General features: G+C 70.3%; 13 protein-coding genes. 6 read left to right on the top strand and 7 right to left on the bottom strand.

Features of this window, described 5'->3' with window-relative positions:
- Positions 1 to 25: 25 nt before the first annotated feature.
- From HD841_RS09880 to HD841_RS09865, 4 genes are all read right to left on the bottom strand, one after another.
- Complete coding sequence (locus HD841_RS09880) at positions 26 to 2,137, bottom strand: TonB-dependent receptor (protein ID WP_179508673.1); 2,112 nt, start codon at positions 2,135 to 2,137, stop codon at positions 26 to 28.
- Between the two features lie 126 nt (positions 2,138 to 2,263).
- Positions 2,264 to 3,046 (bottom strand): tryptophan 2,3-dioxygenase, encoded by a 783-nt coding sequence (locus HD841_RS09875; protein ID WP_179508672.1) that lies wholly within the window; start codon positions 3,044 to 3,046, stop codon positions 2,264 to 2,266.
- Positions 3,047 to 3,070: 24 nt separating this feature from the next.
- Positions 3,071 to 3,367, bottom strand: a complete 297-nt coding sequence (locus tag HD841_RS09870) for a hypothetical protein (RefSeq protein WP_179508671.1) — start codon at positions 3,365 to 3,367, stop codon at positions 3,071 to 3,073.
- Positions 3,364 to 3,540, bottom strand: a complete 177-nt coding sequence (locus HD841_RS09865; RefSeq protein WP_179508670.1) for a hypothetical protein — start codon at positions 3,538 to 3,540, stop codon at positions 3,364 to 3,366. Before HD841_RS09865 ends, HD841_RS09870 begins: the two co-directional genes overlap by 4 nt.
- A gap of 90 nt (positions 3,541 to 3,630) precedes the next feature.
- Between HD841_RS09865 and HD841_RS09860 the strand changes: the two genes are divergently transcribed.
- Entirely contained in the window at positions 3,631 to 4,248 is a 618-nt protein-coding gene (locus HD841_RS09860) for a LexA family transcriptional regulator (protein WP_179508669.1), read from the top strand.
- On the opposite strand, the gene HD841_RS09855 is transcribed toward HD841_RS09860, so the two are convergent.
- Positions 4,249 to 4,419 (bottom strand): hypothetical protein, encoded by a 171-nt coding sequence (locus HD841_RS09855; RefSeq protein ID WP_179508668.1) that lies wholly within the window; start codon positions 4,417 to 4,419, stop codon positions 4,249 to 4,251.
- A 149-nt stretch (positions 4,420 to 4,568) separates the two neighbouring features.
- Positions 4,569 to 5,330 carry a ThuA domain-containing protein gene (locus HD841_RS09850; RefSeq protein ID WP_179508667.1) on the bottom strand — a complete coding sequence of 254 codons (762 nt, stop codon included), beginning with the start codon at positions 5,328 to 5,330 and terminating at the stop codon, positions 4,569 to 4,571.
- A gap of 200 nt (positions 5,331 to 5,530) precedes the next feature.
- Between HD841_RS09850 and HD841_RS09845 the strand changes: the two genes are divergently transcribed.
- Positions 5,531 to 7,462 carry an autotransporter assembly complex protein TamA gene (locus HD841_RS09845; protein ID WP_179508666.1) on the top strand — a complete coding sequence of 644 codons (1,932 nt, stop codon included), beginning with the start codon at positions 5,531 to 5,533 and terminating at the stop codon, positions 7,460 to 7,462.
- Positions 7,459 to 11,577 carry a translocation/assembly module TamB domain-containing protein gene (locus HD841_RS09840; RefSeq protein WP_179508665.1) on the top strand — a complete coding sequence of 1,373 codons (4,119 nt, stop codon included), beginning with the start codon at positions 7,459 to 7,461 and terminating at the stop codon, positions 11,575 to 11,577. Before HD841_RS09845 ends, HD841_RS09840 begins: the two co-directional genes overlap by 4 nt.
- Positions 11,578 to 11,759: 182 nt before the next feature.
- On the opposite strand, the gene HD841_RS09835 is transcribed toward HD841_RS09840, so the two are convergent.
- Positions 11,760 to 12,110 (bottom strand): DUF6481 family protein, encoded by a 351-nt coding sequence (locus HD841_RS09835; protein WP_179508664.1) that lies wholly within the window; start codon positions 12,108 to 12,110, stop codon positions 11,760 to 11,762.
- Positions 12,111 to 12,274: 164 nt separating this feature from the next.
- On the opposite strand from HD841_RS09835, the gene HD841_RS09830 reads away from it, so the two are divergent.
- The 3 genes from HD841_RS09830 (at position 12,275) to HD841_RS09820 (ending at position 17,766) form a co-directional block, all read left to right on the top strand.
- Positions 12,275 to 12,946 carry an MnmC family methyltransferase gene (locus HD841_RS09830; RefSeq protein ID WP_179508663.1) on the top strand — a complete coding sequence of 224 codons (672 nt, stop codon included), beginning with the start codon at positions 12,275 to 12,277 and terminating at the stop codon, positions 12,944 to 12,946.
- 54 nt (positions 12,947 to 13,000) lie between these two features.
- On the top strand, positions 13,001 to 13,987 hold the full coding sequence (locus tag HD841_RS09825) for a quinone oxidoreductase family protein (RefSeq protein ID WP_179508662.1): 987 nt from the start codon (positions 13,001 to 13,003) through the stop codon (positions 13,985 to 13,987).
- Between the two features lie 410 nt (positions 13,988 to 14,397).
- Complete coding sequence (locus HD841_RS09820) at positions 14,398 to 17,766, top strand: glycosyltransferase (RefSeq protein WP_179508661.1); 3,369 nt, start codon at positions 14,398 to 14,400, stop codon at positions 17,764 to 17,766.
- Positions 17,767 to 17,882 lie beyond the last annotated feature (116 nt).

Here is a 17,882-nt window from a genome sequence, read left to right as displayed (position 1 = left end):
CTGGCGGGGGAGGAGTACAAAGGCCTTACAGCCCGAAGCGCAGCGTCACGCGGATGTCGCGCCCGGCGAGCGGTGCGAAATCCTTGAGGAAGCTCGAATGCCGACGGGCGAGCACGTCGAACAGATTGTTCGCCGAGAGCAGCAGGCTGGTCTTGCTGTCCTTGCCGAACGGGCTGATCGAGGCGGTGGCATTGACCATCGTATAGTCGTTGGTCGGCGTCTCGAACGCGGCGATGCGGTTCTGCTCGAAGACATGCTCGACCTCGACGCGACCGCCGAGCCGCTCGCCCTGCGCTTCGATGCCGCCGAGCACCCGCGCTGGCGGGATGCGCGGCGCCGGGCCGAAGTCGACGATGTTGGCATGGACGTAATCGCCGAGCAGATCGGCATTGATCGCATAGCCGCCGATCTGCGCCAGCCGCACCGAGGCATCCGCCTCGAACCCGTAATAGCGCGCCTTGCCCTGCTGATACTGATAGATCGGCAGGCCGTTGATATTATCGCCGGTCGCGTTCTCCGAAATATAGTTGGAGAACCAGTTGTAATAGGCCGAAGCGTCGAAGCTGTAGCCGTCGCCATGCGCGTGCAGCGTCGCTTCCAGGCCCCAGGACTTTTCGAGCCGGAAATCGGCATTGCCGATCTCATAGGCCTGCGTGCCGGCATGCGGCCCGTTGGCGAGCAGTTCCTCCGCCGACGGCGCGCGCTCGGTGCGCGAGCCGTTGAGGCCGATGCGGATGCCGTCGCTGAGCGCATAGGAGGCGCCGATCGAGCCGGACAGCGCCTCGAAATGGCGGTTGCCGCCGAAGAACTGCTTCTCGCCGAACGGCACCCGGCCGGCGACGTCGGTCAGTTCGTAGCGCACGCCACCCTCGGCGCGGAACGGCCCGGCGCTATATTGTTGCAGCGTGAAGAAGCCGGTCTGGTTCGTCTCGTTCTTCGGCAGGAAGGCCTCGTCGCCGACCACGTTGAAGATGCGGTTGAAGAACTGGACGCCGCTCGCGCCCTGCCAGCCGCCGCGGTTCGCCTGGACGACCTCGAGCCGCCCTTCGAGGCCCTTGTTGTAGAAGGCGGTGCCGACGCTGCCGTCCTCTTCCAGCTCGAAGTGGCGATAGCTCGCCTGGCCGGCGCGGATGCGGATGCGGTCGATGATGTCGCCGCCGGTCTGCACCTCGCCGCGCAGGTCGACGCGGTTCTGCACCACCGACAGCCGCGGCGCCTCCTGCTCCTGGCCCACCGCGGTCGCATAGCGGATCGGCACGCCGTAGAGGCTGTCGTAATGGCTGTACGATACGCCGAGAGTGCCGGTGTCGGTAATGATCGACGCGCCCGCGCCCGCGGTCCAGGTCTCCGCCGCCGAATTGGGCAGGCGGTTGCGCAGCCCCGCGGAGGCGGCGAAGTCGATCGGCTCCTCGGCGTCGGGCTGTGGCTGTCCGACCTGGCTCAGCGCCGCAGCGCGCGCGGTCGGCGACAGCAGATAGCCGCGGCCGGTGCGCAGGTCGTTCGCCTTCAGATACGAGCCGTCGGCATGCAGCACGAGATGCTCGCCGATCGCCACGTCACCCGCCGCGCCGCCGGAGCGTTCGTCGGCAGCCGAGCCGTAATTGGCGATGCCGTTCAGCCGATAGCCGTTCTCCGGCACCGTCCGCGGGATGCGCGTGTCGATGACGTTCACGACGCCGCCGACCGCCGACGAGCCGAACAGCAGCGCGGAGGGGCCGCGCAGCACCTCGATCCGCTCGGCAAGCAGCGGATCGATGATGACGGCATGGTCGACGCTGGTGTTCGACACGTCGATCGAGCCGATGCCGTCGGTCAGCACGCGGATGCGGTCGCCCTGGAAGCCGCGCAGGATCGGCCGCGACGCGCTCGGGCCGAACGAGGTCGCGGACACGCCGGGCTGGCGCGCCAGCGTCTCACCGATCGTCGGGCGCAGATTGCGGGTCAACTCCTCGCCGGCGAGGACCGACGTGCCCTGCAGCACGTCGCGCTCGCTCTGCGGCAGCGCCGCGGTCACGATGATGTCGCGGCCCTGCGGGGTCGCGGACGAGGCGGTCGTCGCCGGAACGCTGGCGTCGGTCTGGGCAAGGGCAGGGCTGGCGATCAGGGCGGCGCCGGCCAGCAGGGAAAACTTGAGCATCGATACTCCGCGGTGCACGAAAGAGGACCCGCGATTGTGCAGGTGCGAAGCATCTAAGCGTGATGTTACATTATATCCAAATCATTTCGCTTTCGTTTCGTCGCATGTCTGCCACGTTTCGCCGCCTCACAAGCTGGTGCGAACATCGAGCAATTCAGGAAAGAAGCGCTGTTCCACGACCTTGGCAAGATACGGCACGCCGGCGGTGCCGCCCGTCCCGGTCTTGAAGCCGATCACCCGCTCGACCGTCTTGAGATGGCCGAACCGCCACAATTGCACGTGATATTCCAGGTCGACGAGCTTTTCGGCGAGTTCGTACAGGTCCCAATAGCGGCTCGGCTCGCCATAGATGGTGGCCCAGCACGCCTCGACCGCGCGCGACGGCGGCGCGACCTGCGTGAAGTCGCGCGCGAGCCGCTCGGCCGGCACCGGCAGGCCGCGGCGGGCGAGCAGGCGCAACGCCTCGTCGTACAGGCTGGGCACGGCGAGTTCCGCAGCCAGCCGGTCGCGCACCGCCACCTCGTCGAACAGCGCGAGCATCGCCGGATTGCGATTGCCCATGATGAATTCCAGGCAGCGGTACTGGTCGGACTGGAATCCCGAACTCTGCCCCAGGCTGCCGCGCATCGCCGCATAGTCGGCGGGGGTCATCGTCGCCAGCACCTCCCACGACTGGATCAGCTGCGTCTGGATGCGGCTGACCCGCGCCATCATCTTGAGCGCCGGCGGCAGATCGTCCGCCGCGATCCGCCGCCGCGCCTCGCCGAGCTCGTGCAGGCACAGCTTCATCCACAATTCCGACGCCTGATGGATCGTCACGAACAACAGTTCGTCATGCACGTCGCTCAGCGGCGATTGCAGATCGAGCAATTCGGGCAGGCGCAGATAACTGCGATAGGTCATCGTCATGGCCGCAGCCTAACCGAACGGGCGTCAGCTCTCCAGCAGCAGCACGGCGAGCGTCGCGCGCGCCGCTGACGCGTGCGTCACCACCAGATCGGCGACCAGCCGGCCGGGCACGGGCAGATCCTCCTCGGGCAGCGCGGCCAGCCAGTCGGCCGGGTCGCCGCCGGCGATCGCCACGTCGAGCGTCAGCCGGCACCCGGTGAAGGTCGCGCTCGACCACGGCCGCTCGTGCGTCGTGAGCATGCGGACCGTCAGCCCGTGACAGGCGGCACTCGCGACGAGCGCACGATGCAGCCGGTGCTGCGGATCGGGCCGGTGGATCATGCCTCCCGCCCTTCCATGAAGCGGGTGATCCTCGCCTCGACCGCCGGGCCGATCACACGGCCGCGAATCATGTCGGTGATCAGCCGCGGATCGTTGACCGCCAGCCGGCCGAACTGCGTCCGCGACATCTTGGTACGCCGTAGATAGCGGTCGATCCTGATCAGCAATGACATCCTTCCCTCCCGAGTCCCTGGGTGATGTTCCTGATCTGTTCCGCTCGATCCAACTTGTCTAGGAAAATTTCCTGCGCTACGCCCGGCATCATGGAACAGGGCGAGGCGCGGCTGCGACTGAAGGACTTGGCGGCGGCGCGGGGCAACAGCCTCGCCGCGCTGTCGGCGATGCTCGGACGCAACGCGGCCTATCTCCAGCAGTTCGTCGCCCGCGGTTCGCCGCGTCGTCTGGCGCCGGAGGACCGCCGCCGGCTCGCCGACTATTTCGGGGTCGATGAGGTCGAACTGGGCGCCGACGCCGGGCGACAGCCGTTCACGCTGCCGCGGCTCGACATCGCCGCATCCGCCGGTCCGGGCGCGTTCGTCGATGCCGAGATCGCGCTCGGTGCCGCGGCGATCGATCCGGCGCTCGCGGCGAGACTAGGCCTGCGCGAGGGCATGGCGGCGATCGTCCGGGTGCGCGGCGATTCGATGGAGCCGGGGCTCGTCGACGGCGACCTGATCGTCGTCGACCAGGCGCGCCGCACGCCCGATTCGCAGGGGCGGGTGTTCGTGATCCGGATCGACGACGCGGTGATGGTCAAGCGCGTCGCCCGCCGCGGCGGCGCGCTGGCGATCGTCAGCGACAATCCCGCTGCGCCGCCGGTGCCGGACGGCATGGTGGAGGTGATCGGCCGGGTCGTGTGGCTAATGCGCGAACCGCGCTGATCAGCGGCGGCTGTCGCGCAGCCAGACCGCGACCGCGCCCGCCGCGCCGATCGCCAGCCCGGCGAGGAAGCCGATCGTCACCTGACCCTGGATCAGGCCGACCACCGCACCCCCGATCGAGCAGATCGCGACGAGGATGCCGCCGGCGGCGGAAGGAGGAGTGTCGGCCATGCCCGCGTTCCTGCCACGTCCCGCCGCCGGACGCCAGCATCGCCGCCCTTCGCGAACCCCCGAACGGCAGGAGGGGGGCGCTTCAAATCCCTGTATTCACTTGAAACCGGCGGTGCTGCGGTCCGGCGAACCGCGGCATCCGCGTCGCCTCACCCTTGCCCGCGTCCGGTTGCGGTCCAGTAGATGCCGCCGAGCAGATGCTGGAGATAACGCTCGTCGCGATACATCTCGACGTTATGGCCGAGCAGCGTGACGAACACGCGCCCTTTCTCATAGCCATGGTACCAGGCTTCGGGATGGTCCTTGCCCATCCGGTGGCCGACCTGCCCGGGCCAGATCCGCGTCGGATCGTAGCTCGTCTCGTCCGCATTCAGCACCGGGTGGATCGTCACCTTATAGGGGTTGGACGTGACGTAATATTCGTCGCTCCAGATCCAGCGGTCGGGCAGGCCGAAGGTCGCGGGGAAGCGCCTGTCGGTCACCGTCACCACGCCGGTCTGCAGCATCGGATGGTTGACGAAGGACCGGCCGACCAGCCGCTCGTACCACGGCCACGCCGCCGGCGGGATGATCGCCGCACGGTGCACGACCATCGCGTTGCCGCCGCCGCGCATATAGGCCTCGAACCGCCGCCGCCGCGGCTCGCTCAGCGTCTCGGCGGGCGTGTTGAGGAACATCACCGCGGCATATTGGCTGAGGTCGCCGTCGAACGCGGCACCATCGCTCGTCCACGTCACCGCAAAGGCGTGCAGCCGCGCCAGCCGCTCCAGGTTCTCGCGCGCAACCGGAATATATTCGTAGTGATAGGTGCTCGGCGCGGCGATCACGAGCAGCTTGAACTGGTCCTCGGCGGTCGCCGCATCCGGGGCGAGCGACAGCATCAGCGCGGCGAGCAGGGGGAGGGCCTTCATGCCGTTCCTTTTCATGAGCGAACACCCGCTCGCATGCCCACAGCCGGCGCCGGGACGCAACCGCAACCTTGGTCGGGGTCGTCCCGCGCGGCGTGGCGCGGTGCCCCCGCGTCCGATCGGGCGATATGCGCGGTCGATCGAGCGGAGACGGGTCGGATATGGGACTGTTGTACGCCAGCGACGCGCGCTAGGACGGCGCCATGCTGTTGCGTTTGGGGTGGTTCGGGCTTGGCGCGACTGCCGTGCTCCTTCTTCCCGGACCGGCCGCGGCGCAGACGATGCCCGCGGAGACGACGCCGCTCGACCCCAATGCCCCGCTCGCGCCCTTGCCCGATATTGGCGTCGCCTGGCCCGAACTCGGCAGCGATCCCGCCGGCGCCGCCGCGGCGGCGGCGACCGACGTCGCCGCCGAGCGGCGCTACGACTGGCGGATCGACGGTATCGACACCAGCGCGACGCCGCTGCTGCGCAAGCGCTTCGAGGAGCTGTCGACGCTCAACGCCAATGACGGCACCGTCGCCAATGCCGCGCAGCTCGACCGTCGCGCGCGCGAGGATGCCGACCTGCTCCAGACGCTGCTGCGCGGCGAGGGCTATTACGATGCGCGGGTGACGACGCGGGTCGAGCCCGGCCCCAAGCCGCTCGTCGTCCTCGCCGCCGAGCCGGGTACGCTCTACCGCCTCAAGGACGTGACGCTCGGCGGTATCGCCGCGGCGGGCGACAAGGCGCCGCCGCTGCGCGAGGCGTTCGGGGTGAAGCCGCAGGACCCGGTCAACGCCGACGCGATCGTCGCCGGCACCGCGCGGCTGACCGCGAAGATCGGCCAGTCGGGATTCCCCTTCGCCGACGTCGGCGAGCCGCAGGTCGTCGTCGACCACGCCACGAAGAGCGCGACGCTCGACCTCAAGGTGGCGCCTGGCGCGGAAAGCCGCTTCGGCAAGTTCGTCGCGCTGCCCGGCAACCGCGTCTTCGATGCGGAGCATGTGCAGGAGATTTCGCGGCTCGCCCCCGGCGATACATTCGATGCCACCACGCTCGACGATCTGCGCCGCGCGCTGGTGCAGACCGGGCTCGTCTCCGCGGTCGAGGTCAAGCCGATCCCCGGCGATGCGCCCAATACGGTCGACATCGGCGTGAAGCTCGCCGCCGCGCCGCCGCACACCATCGCCGGCGAGCTCGGCTACGGCACCGGCGAGGGCGCGCGCGCCGAACTCAGCTGGACGCACCGCAACCTGTTCCCGCCCGAAGGCGCGCTGACGCTGCGCAGCGTGCTCGGCACGCGCGAACAGCTCGGCAGCGTCGTCTTCCGCCGCAACAATTTCGGCGATCGCGATCGCGTGTTCACGGCGCAGATCTCCGCCAGCCACGTCCAGCGCGACGCCTATGAGGCCAAGACCTATACGGTCGCCACCAATCTCGAACGGCAGACGACGATCTTCTTCCAGAAGGCATGGACCTGGTCGATCGGCGGCGAGGTGCTCAGTTCCGACGAGCGCGACGTCATCGCCGCCACCGGCGAGCCGCGCCGCCGCACCTTCTATATCGCCGCGGCGCCGACCAGCCTCAATTACGACGGCTCCGACGACCTGCTCAACCCGAGCCGCGGCTTCCGCCTCGGCGGCCGGTTCAGCCCCGAATTCTCGCTGGAGAACGACGCCTTCGGCTATGCCCGGCTCCAGGTCGACGCGAGCGCCTATCAGCCGGTGCGGCGTGGCATCGTGCTCGCCGAGCGCATCCGGCTCGGCTCGATCCTGGGCGCATCGCGCGACAGTATCGCGCCGTCGCGGCGCTTCTATGCCGGCGGCGGCGCATCGGTGCGCGGCTATGGCTATCAGGCGATCGGCCCGCGCGACGTCAACAACGATCCCATCGGCGGGCGCAGCCTCGCCGAATTCTCGATCGAGGCGCGCGTCAAGACGTTCGGCAATTTCGGCATCGTCCCCTTCCTCGACGGCGGCACGATCTACACCAGCGCGGTCCCGAAGCTCGGCGACTTCCAATATGGCGCTGGCGTCGGCGTGCGCTATTACTCCAATTTCGGCCCGATCCGGTTCGACGTCGGCACACCGCTCAACCCGCAGCCGGGCGACAGTCGCATCGCCGTCTATGTCTCGCTGGGGCAGGCGTTTTGAAGCGCTGGCTGCGACGCCTTGCGACGGCGGTGATCGCGCTCGCCGGCATCGCCGCGTTGGCGCTGCTCGTCGTCGACACCGATGTCGGCCACCGCTGGGTCGCGCAGCGGATCGGCGCGATCCGTACCGCCAACGGCCTGCGCTTCACCGTCGGGCGGATCGACGGCTCGCTCTACGGCCGCGCACGGCTGAGGGACGTGCGCGTCTATGATCTCGACGGCCTGCTCGTCCAGGCGCCGGCGGTGTCGCTCGACTGGGCGCCGTGGCGCTGGCTGCGTCATCAGCTGATCATCCGGCAACTGGCCGTCCCGCAGGCGACGCTGTTCCACGCCCCCCACACCCGGCCCTCGGCCCGCTCCGGCCCGATCCTTCCCGATTTCGATATCCGGATCAGCGCGCTGAGCATCGACCGGCTGGTGATCGCCCGCCGCGTGCTCGGCAGCGAGCGGATCGGTCGCGTCGCCGGCCGCGCCGACATCCGCCACGGTCGCGCGCTGGTGCGGCTCGCCGCGCGCGTCCCCGGCTCCGACCGGCTCACGCTGCGCCTCGACGCCGAGCCCGACCGCGACCGGTTCGACCTCGACCTGAACGCCGCCGGCGCCGCGGACGGCGTGCTGGCGCGCAGCCTCGGGCTGCGCCGCGCCGTCTCGCTCGACATCGACGGCGACGGGCGCTGGTCGCGCTGGCGGGGCAGGGCGATCGGCCGCGTCGGCACCGCCCGCACGCTCGACCTCACGCTGGCGGCGAGCGACGGCCGCTATACGCTATCGGGGGATATCGTGCCGACCGGCGTGCTGAGCGGTGCGGCGCTGCGCCTCGCCAGCCCGCGCCTGCGCGTGCAGGGCGGCGCCACCTTCGCCGATCGCCGCCTCGACGGGCAGATCGGCATACGCAGCCCGTCGCTGGCGCTCGACGCCACCGGGCTGGTCGATCTGGGGGCCAATGCCTGGCGCAACCTGCGGCTGCGCGCGCGGCTGCTCCGGCCCGGCGCGATCATCCCGGCGATGACCGGCAGCGGCGTCGAATTGCGCGCGGTGCTCGACGGCGGCTTCCGCACCGCACGCTTCGACTATCGGCTGAAGGCGGACCGGCTGGCGATCGACCGCACCGGGCTGGACGTCGTCCGCCTCGCCGGCAGCGGCCGGCTGGGGCAGCGCAGGCTGACGCTGCCGACCCGCTTCACCGCGGCGCAGGTCACCGGCGTCGGCACCGTCGCGGGCGGCATCCTGCGCAACTTCAGCCTCGACGGGCCGCTCGTGCTCAACGGCGCGCTGCTCACCGGCGATGCGCTGCGGCTGCGCTCCGACAAGCTGGCCGGGCGGCTGATGGTCGCGCTCGACCTTGCCACCGGCCGCTACGAGGTCGGGCTCAACGGCACGCTCAACCGGCTGTTCATCAAGGGGTTGGGCATCGTCGACCTGCGGTCCGACCTGCGTGTCGTGCCGGGGCCGGGCGGCAGGGGCACGCGCATCGTCGGCCGCGGCACCGCGCAGGTCGTGCGGCTCGACAATGGGTTCCTGCGCGGCCTGACCGGCGGCTTGCCACGGATCGCGGCCAATCTCGAACGCAGCCCCGACGGACTGCTCCATTTCTCGAACATGGTGCTGACCTCGCCGCTGCTCAGCCTGCGCGGCAACGGATATCGCCGCCGCGACGACACCTTCCATATCGAGGCAACCGGCCGCCACGGCACCTATGGCCCGGTCGTGCTGCGCCTCGACGGCAAGATCGACCGCCCGACGCTCGACCTCCAGTTCGCCAGCCCCAATGCGGCGCTCGGCCTGTCGCAGGTACGCGCGCATCTCGACCCGACGCCCACCGGCTTCACCTATCGCGGTGAGGGCGGTTCGCGGCTCGGGCCGTTCAGCGCGGCGGGCTCGATCCTGCTGCTGCCGCCCGGCGTCGACGACATCCTCGTCGTCGATCGGCTCGCGGTCAGTGGCACGACCGCTACGGGTCGGCTGGCGATGGGTCACGGCGGCTTCACCGGCCGGCTCGCGGTCACCGGCGGCGGGCTGGCGGGCGAACTGCTGTTCCGCCCGGTCGGCACGGTGCAGCGGATCGAGACGCACCTCGATGCGACCAACGCCCGCCTCGGCGCGGCGACGCTGCGTCGCGGCCATGTCGATGCGGCACTGCTGCTCGATCCCGCCGGCACCGCGCTCGATCTCACCACGACCGGTGCCGGCGTCCGCCAGGGCCGGCTCAGCCTCGCGCGGTTCGCGGCGAATGCGAAGCTGCGCGGCGGCGTCGGCGAGGTGCGCGCCTCGATCGCCGGCTCGCGCGGCCGCGCCTTCGACATCCAGACGGTGACGCAGGTCGCGCCCGACCGCTTCTCGATCGCCGCGCAGGGCACACTCGACCGCCGTCCGCTGCGCCTGCTCTCCCCCGCCGAGATCACCCGCGACGGCGATGGCTGGCGGCTCGCGCCGACGCGGCTGAGCTTTGCCGGCGGCGAGGCGCAGGTCGGCGGCCGGTTCAGCGACGCCGCCATCGCCGTCGACGCCTCGCTCACCCGCATGCCACTCGCCATCCTCGACATCGGCTATCCGCGTCTCGGCCTCAGCGGCACCGCCTCGGGGACGGTCAGCTATGCCACGGGTGCCGACGCCGCCCCGACCGGCAAGGCCAACCTCACCGTCCGCGGACTCAGCCGTGCCGGGCTGGTGCTGTCGTCGCGGCCGATCGACCTCGGCCTCGCCGGCGTGCTGTCTGCCGACCGGCTCGGCGTGCGGGCGGTGATGGCGTCGGGCGGGCGCACGATCGGCCGGGCGCAGGCGCTCCTGCGCCCGCTCGGGTCGGGCGATCTCGCCAGCCGTATCGCCGCCGCCCCGCTGTTCGCGCAGGTCCGCTATCAGGGCCCGGCGGACACCGTCTGGCGCTTGACCGGGCTCGAGCTGTTCGACCTCTCCGGCCCGGTCGCGATCGGCGCCGACATCAGCGGGCGGATCGACGCGCCGGTGATCCGCGGCGTGCTCCAGGCCAATGGTGCGCGTATCGAGAGCGCCAACACCGGCACCGTGCTCACCAACGTCCAGGCGACCGGCCGCTTCGGCGGCTCGCGTCTGCAGATCGACCGGTTCGCCGCCGACGCGGGCAAGGGCGGGCGCGTCACCGGCAGCGGCGGCTTCGACTTCGCCGCGCCGCGCGGCATCGGCCTCGACCTCAAGCTCCAGGCCGATCACGCGGTGATGATCAACCGCGACGATATCGGCGCGACCGTCACCGGGCCGCTCACCTTCACCTCCGACGGGGCCGGCGGTACGATCGCCGGCGACGTCGTGCTCAACCGCAGCCGCTACCGGCTCGGCCAGGCCAGCGCCGCGAGCGCGCTGCCGCGGCTCAACGTCCGCGAGATCAACCTGCCGGAAGGCAGCGAGGAGGATGAGGCGCCGCCCACCCCCTGGACGCTGGCGATCAAGGCGCGCGCGCCCGACAAGGTGATCGTCAGCGGCCTCGGCCTGTCGAGCGAATGGTCCGCCGACCTCGCCATCGCCGGCCAGCCGGGCAATCCCGCGATCAGCGGCCAGGCGAACATGATCCGCGGCGATTATGAATTCGCCGGCCGCAAGTTCGAGCTGTCGCGCGGCGTCATCCGTTTCGCGGGCGAGGTGCCGGCCAATCCGGTGCTCGATATCGAGGCGAACGCCGACACCACCGGGCTCAACGCGACGATCCGCGTCACCGGCACCGCGCTGAAGCCCGAGATCGGCTTCACCAGCACGCCCGCGCTGCCCGAGGACGAATTGCTGTCGCGCCTGCTGTTCGGCACCTCGATCACCAAATTGTCCGCGCCCGAGGCGTTGCAGCTCGCCGCGGCGGTGGCGGCGTTGCAGAGCGGCGGCAACGGCCTCAATCCGATCAACGCTGTGCGCCGCGCCGCCGGGCTGGATCGGCTCCGCATCCTCCCCGCCGATCCGCAGACCGGGCAGGGCACCTCGATCGCCGCCGGCAAATATGTGACCCGCCGCCTCTATGCGGAGATCGTCACCGACGGGCAGGGCTATTCCGCGACGCAGGTCGAGTTCCAGGTGACGCGCTGGCTCTCACTGCTGTCGAGCATCTCGACATTGGGGCGGCAGAGCGCGAACGTTCGGGTATCGAAGGATTATTGAGCGGGACACAGCCGTACACGGCGGCACCCTCTGCAACCGACCACGACCGTTCGCCCTGCGCGTGTCGAAGGGCATGTGAGATCGACGGCGTGAGGGGGGAGAGGGGAGCAGGGCGCGAGTCAAAGAAAAAGGGGCCGGCTGTTCCCAGCCGACCCCCTGATCGATCCGATCGCCGGAACGACTTATTTCTTGCCGGCGCGCTGCTTGCGGGCGGCGTAGCGGGCGTCGCGCGCCGCCTTCATTTCGGCCTCGGTCGGCATCTTGGGCTTGGCCTTGGCGGCAGCCTCGGCCGCAGCGAGCGCGGCGGCTTCGGCGGCGGCCTTCTTCTCGGCGATCGCCTGTTCGCGGGCGGCCTGCTTCTCGGCGCGGGCCTGGGCAAGCGCGGCTTCCTTGGCTTCGGCGGCGGCGACGCGCGCGGCCACCACGGCCGGGTCGAGCGGCGGCTTGTTGCGCAGCTTCTCGAGTGCCGCCTGCTTGGCTTGGGCGGACAGCGCGGCGCGCTCCTGGAACGTCTGGGGCTTGTAGGCTGACATGTGGGGCGTGATGATCCTGTCGATTCGATTGGACGGCGCGCAGCAGGCACGGCGTCTCGGCGGTGGCCGTTAAAGCAAAACGCCCGATTCTGCAAAAACGGCCATCGCGGCGGCGTCCGTGTCGCTATAGAGGCGCGCTTTCGGCACAGCAGGAGCGAGCCGGCATGACGCCACGCGAATTGATCGACACCGCCGCAGTCCCCGGCGGCGAGCCGCTCCGTCTGTTCCGCCGCGGCGACGATTACATGATCGTGCTCGAGCGCAACGAGCTGATGAACAGCCGGATGAGCGGGTCGGAAGAGGCGCTGGCGACGATGACGATCGATCGGCTCGCCGGTCGCGCTGCGCCGCATCTGCTCGTCGGCGGCTATGGCATGGGCTTCACGCTGCGCGCCGCGCTCGCCAGGCTCGGGCCGCAGGCGCGCGTCACCGTCGCCGAGCTGGTGCCGCAGATCGTCGATTGGGCGCGCGGACCGATGGCGGCGCTGACCGCCGGCTGCCTCGATGATCCCCGCGTCACCGTCACCTTCGGCGATGTCGCCGAGGTGATCTCGGCCGGTCCGCGGTGGTACGATGCGATCCTGCTCGACGTGGACAACGGTCCCGACGGACTGGTCCGCGCCGCCAACGACCGGCTCTATGCGGCGCGTGGCCTCGCCGCGGCGCGCGCGGCACTGACCCCCGGCGGCGTGCTCGCCGTCTGGTCGGCGGCCAAGGACGCCGCCTTTGCCCGCCGCCTGCGCGAGGGCGGCTTCACCGTCGACGAGGTCACCGTCCGCGCGCGCAGCAACGGCAAGGGCGCGATGCACACCATCTGGTTCGCCGTCCCGCGCTGAGATGCAACCGCAACCCGGCCGGACGGTTCGGACCCGCAACCCAAGGAGGATGAGATGAGCGAACGCGTGGCACGCATCACCCGCACCGGCGGACCCGAGGTGATCGACTGGGTCGACGTCGATCTGCCGCCGCCCGGCCCCGGCGAGGTGCGGATGCGTCATCACGCCGTCGGTCTCAACTATATCGATACCTATCACCGCAGTGGCGTCTATCCGATCGACCTGCCCGGCGGCCTTGGCAGTGAGGCCGCCGGCGTGGTCGAGGCGGTCGGCGACGGCGTCGAAGGCTTCGCGGTCGGCGACCGGGTCGGCACCTTCGGCCCGGCGCGTGGCGCCTATGCCACCGCGCGCAACGTGGCCGCCCAGCAGCTCCTCCACCTGCCCGACGATGTCGATGACGCGACCGCGGCGGCGTTGCTGCTCAAGGGCTGCACCGCCGAGGCGCTGGTCGATCGCTGTGCGAAGGTGCAGGCCGGGCAGACCGTGCTGGTCTGGGCCGCGGCGGGCGGCGTCGGCCAGTTGCTGGTCGGCTGGCTGAAGGCGATCGGCGCGACGGTGATCGGCACCGCCGGCACCGCCGCCAAGGCCGACCATGCCCGCGCGGCGGGTGCCGATCGCGTCCTGCTCCACCGTGACGAGGATGTCGCTGCGCGGGTGCGCGAGATCACCGGCGGCGCCGGCGTCGCGGTCGTGTTCGACGGCGTCGGCAAGGCGACATGGGAGGCGACGCTCGCCGCAACCGCACGGCGCGGGCTGATCGTCAGTTACGGCAACGCCGGCGGTCCGGTCACCGATGTCGCGCTCGGTACGCTGGCTGCCAGGGGCTCGCTGTTCGTCACCCGCCCGACGCTCTTCGATTATTACGTCACGTCCGAGGAGCGGCGCGCGGGCGTCGACCGCGTGTTCGCGATGCTGCGCCGGGGCGCGATCCGCCCGCAGATTGGCCAGCGCTTCCCGCTCGAACAGGCCGCCGAGGCGCACCGCGCGCTCGAAGCCGGCGAGACCCATGGCAGCACGGTGATGGTCGTTAACGCACGATAGAAGATTTTGCCCGTATTGCCCCGAACCCGGCCGGCTGGAATAAGCTGGATGACGGCATCATGCCGGCCGGGGCAGGGGGATGACAGGTGGCTGAGCGAGACCAGGCCGTAACCCGATGCGGTTACGCTACTTTCGGGTTCCGGCGCGCGGCACGGCTTTTGCCGGCGCGATCGTGCCACCCCGGCCACCCGGATTCGGCCAGAACGAGCTTCGGGATCCTGCGCAGCCTCCCTGGCGTCTGCGGGCGCCTCCGGCATCCCCGCGCGTCCGGCGCGCCGGCAGGCCCCGCGTGCCCGCAGCGGCATGGTGCATGCCGGCCGCCCGCGCCGGATGACGGTTTTGTCACCGGCCTGACGGCCGCACGCCATCCGCCACGACGCACAGCAGTTCTCCCGGAGTCTTGATCGTCCATGTCTCAACATCCCGTGTTCTACGACGCCAGCGGGCGGCGCAAACGGCGCTTCACGCTCGGCGTCGTCGCGTTCGTCGCACTCGTCGTGCTGGCGGTCGCGGTGTTCGCGGTGTCGATCGGGGCGGTGCCGGTAGCGCCTTTGCTGCCCGTGGATGTCGAGCGCCCGGTGCTGCGCAGCCTCGCGCCGCCGCATGGCGTGATCCGCCGGGCCAAGCGCGGGATCAAATATTATGCCGGTGAGCTGATCGGCACCGGCCGCGGCAAGGACGCGGCGGCCAATCCCAATCTCGCCATCGCCTTCCATACGCCGTGGGACCCGGCGAGCGCCGCCAGCCTCGAACGGCACGTCGAACAGCTCGACTGGGTCATTCCCGGCTGGGTCTCCGTCACCGGTCCCGATCATCATCTCACCGTCTTCCGCGATACCGCCGGCCGCGCCATCCTCAACCGCGCGGCACGCCGCCCGGTGCTGATCCCGATGATCCAGAACGCGAGCAACGGCACTTGGGACGGGGCGGGCACCGCCGCGCTGCTCGCCGATCCACGCGCGCGCTCCGCCTTCCTCGACCGGCTGATCCCGTGGCTGGCGCGCAACGCCGCCGGCGGCGCCTTCTTCGATTTCGAGGATCTGCCGCTTGCCGCGCAGGCCGATTACCGCACGTTCCTGGGCGAGGCGCAGCGCCGCTTCGCGCCGCGCGGCTGGAGCGTGTCGATCGCCGCGCCGGTCGCCAATCCCGATTGGGACCTGCCCGCTTATGCCAAGGTCACCGACAAGATCTTCCTGATGGCCTATGACGAGCATGAGACGAGCGGCCCCGCCGGTCCGATCGCCTCGCAGCATTGGTTCGCCGAGACGGTCGCCAATGCCGCCCGCGGCATTCCCGCCGCCAAGCTCGTCGTCGCGGTCGGCTCCTACGCCTATGACTGGCACGACGGCGGCGGCGATCCGCTCGGCGTCGAGGAAGCGTGGCAGGCGGCGCGCGATTCGGGGGCGATGCCGGCCTTCGACCGTGCCAGCGGCAACAGCAGCTTCGCCTATAGCGAGGGGGACAGCCGCCACGTCGTCTGGCTGCTCGACGCGGCCTCTGCCTATAACCAGATCGCCATGCTGCATCGCGCCGGGGTCGGCAGCATCGCGCTGTGGCGGCTGGGGTCGGAGGATCCGGGCCTGTGGTCGCTGTTCGGCCGCGATCACCGCACGCTGCCGCCGGCCTCGGCGATCAACGCGATTCCCGCCGGCAACAACGTCGACATCCAGGGTGCGGGCGAGATCCTCAAGATCGCCGCCACGCCGGTGCCCGGTGCGCGCCGCGCGGTGGCAGGGGCGGGGGGCACGATCACCGACGTCCACTTCGACCGCCTGCCCAAGGCCTATGAGGTCGACCGCACCGGCTATCGCAAGAACCAGCTCGCGCTGACCTTCGACGATGGTCCCGACCGCACCTGGACGCCGCAGATCCTCGACGTGCTCAAGCAGAAGCATGCCGCGGCGACCTTCTTCATCGTCGGCGAGAATGCGCTGACCGAACGCGCGCTGCTCCAGCGCATGGTCGCCGAGGGGCATGAGATCGGCAGCCATACCTATACCCATCCCAATCTCGCCACCGTGTCGCCGGGGCAGGTGTGGTTCGAGCTCAACGCGACGCAGCGGCTGTTCCAGGCGTTCACCGGCCACTCGCTGCGCTTCTTCCGCGCGCCCTATTTCGGCGACGCGGAGCCCTCGACCGCCGACGAGATCGAGCCGGCGCTGCTCGCCCAGCAGCGCGGCTATGTCTCGGTCGGGCTGCACGTCGACCCCGGCGACTGGAAACGGCCCGGCGTCCAGCAGATCATCGACGCGACGATCGAGCGCGTGACCGGCGGGCCCGATCATTGCGACCAGGATTCGGATGCGGATTGCAGCCGCAACGTCATCCTGCTCCACGACGCCGGCGGCAACCGCGCCGAGACGGTCGCGGCGCTGCCGGTGATCATCGACCGGCTGCGGGCGATGGGCTATCAGTTCGTGCCGGTATCGACGCTCGCCGGCCTGTCGCGGCACGATTCGATGCCGCCGATCAGTGCCAGCGACCAGCTCGCGGCCAACGTCGATCTCGCGCTGTTCAGCGCATTGGGCGCGATGTCGGTCGGCTTGCGCTGGCTGTTCGCCATCGCCATCGCCATCGGCATCCTGCGCGCGCTGGCGCTGTCGGCGCTGGCGCTGATCCAGGCGCGGCGCGAGGGGCGCACCGTCTTCCCGCGCATCGACCCGAGCCGCTTCGTCACCGTGCTGATCCCCGCGTTCAACGAGGAACGGGTGATCGAGCGCGCGGTGCGCGGCGTGCTCGCCTCGACCGACGTCCGGATCGAGGTGATCGTGATCGACGACGGCTCGAAGGATGCGACCTCGGCGATCGTTGCCGCCGCCTTCGGCGACGATCCGCGCGTCCGGCTGTTGACGCTCGAGAACGGCGGCAAGGCGCGCGCGCTCAACACCGGCCTCGAACTGGCGAAGGGCGAGATCGTCATCGCGCTCGACGCCGATACCCAGTTCGAGCCGACGACGATCGCCCGCCTCGCCCGCTGGTTCGACGATCCCAGGCTCGGCGCCGTCGCCGGCAACGCCAAGGTCGGCAACCGCGTCAACCTCGTCACCAAATGGCAGGCGCTCGAATATATCACCGCGCAGAACCTCGAACGGCGCGCGTTCGCGCGGCTCGACGCGATCACCGTCGTCCCCGGCGCGGTCGGTGCGTGGCGGCTGGCGGCGATCCGCCAGGTCGGCGGCTATCCGCATGACACGCTCGCCGAGGACCAGGATCTCACCATCGCCATCCAGCGCGCCGGCTGGCGGGTGCAATATGATCAATATGCCATCGCCTGGACCGAGGCGCCCGAGACGTTCCGCGCGCTCGCCAAGCAGCGGTTCCGCTGGGCGTTCGGCACGCTGCAATGCCTGTGGAAGCACCGCTCGGCGATCGGCCGCAGTGCCCCGCGCGGGCTCGGCTGGGTCGGCCTGCCGCAGGCGATCGTCTTCCAGATCTTCCTCGCCGCGATCAGCCCGATCATCGATCTGGCGCTGCTGGTCAGCTTCTTCGTCACCTATCTGGACATCCAGGCGCACGGCTGGGCGCAGACCAGCCGCGACGTCTATACGATGCTCGGCTTCTGGGTGGTGTTCACCACGATCGACCTGCTCGCCGCGACGATCGCCTTCGCGCTGGAACGCCGCGAACGCTGGAGCCTGCTGTGGCTGCTGATTCCGCAGCGGATCGGCTATCGCCAGATCATGTATTACGTCGTGCTGAAGGCGATCGCCCAGGCGCTGCGCGGCCCGATGGTCGGCTGGGGCAAGCTGCAACGCACCGGCCGGGTCAATGCCACGTAGCGCCCCCTCGCGCCCGCGGGAGGGGAAGCCCCTCTAGGCCGGATCGACATTCACGCTGCGGAGAAAACGCCTCCCCTCTAGGGGGGAGGACTATCGCCTATGGCTCCGGTGATGAG

Source organism: Sphingomonas melonis (assembly GCF_013409985.1).
In the GTDB taxonomy this organism is placed as follows: domain Bacteria; phylum Pseudomonadota; class Alphaproteobacteria; order Sphingomonadales; family Sphingomonadaceae; genus Sphingomonas; species Sphingomonas melonis_A.
Note: the sequence above shows the minus strand (reverse complement) of the source record. Positions and strands in the feature narration are given on the sequence as shown.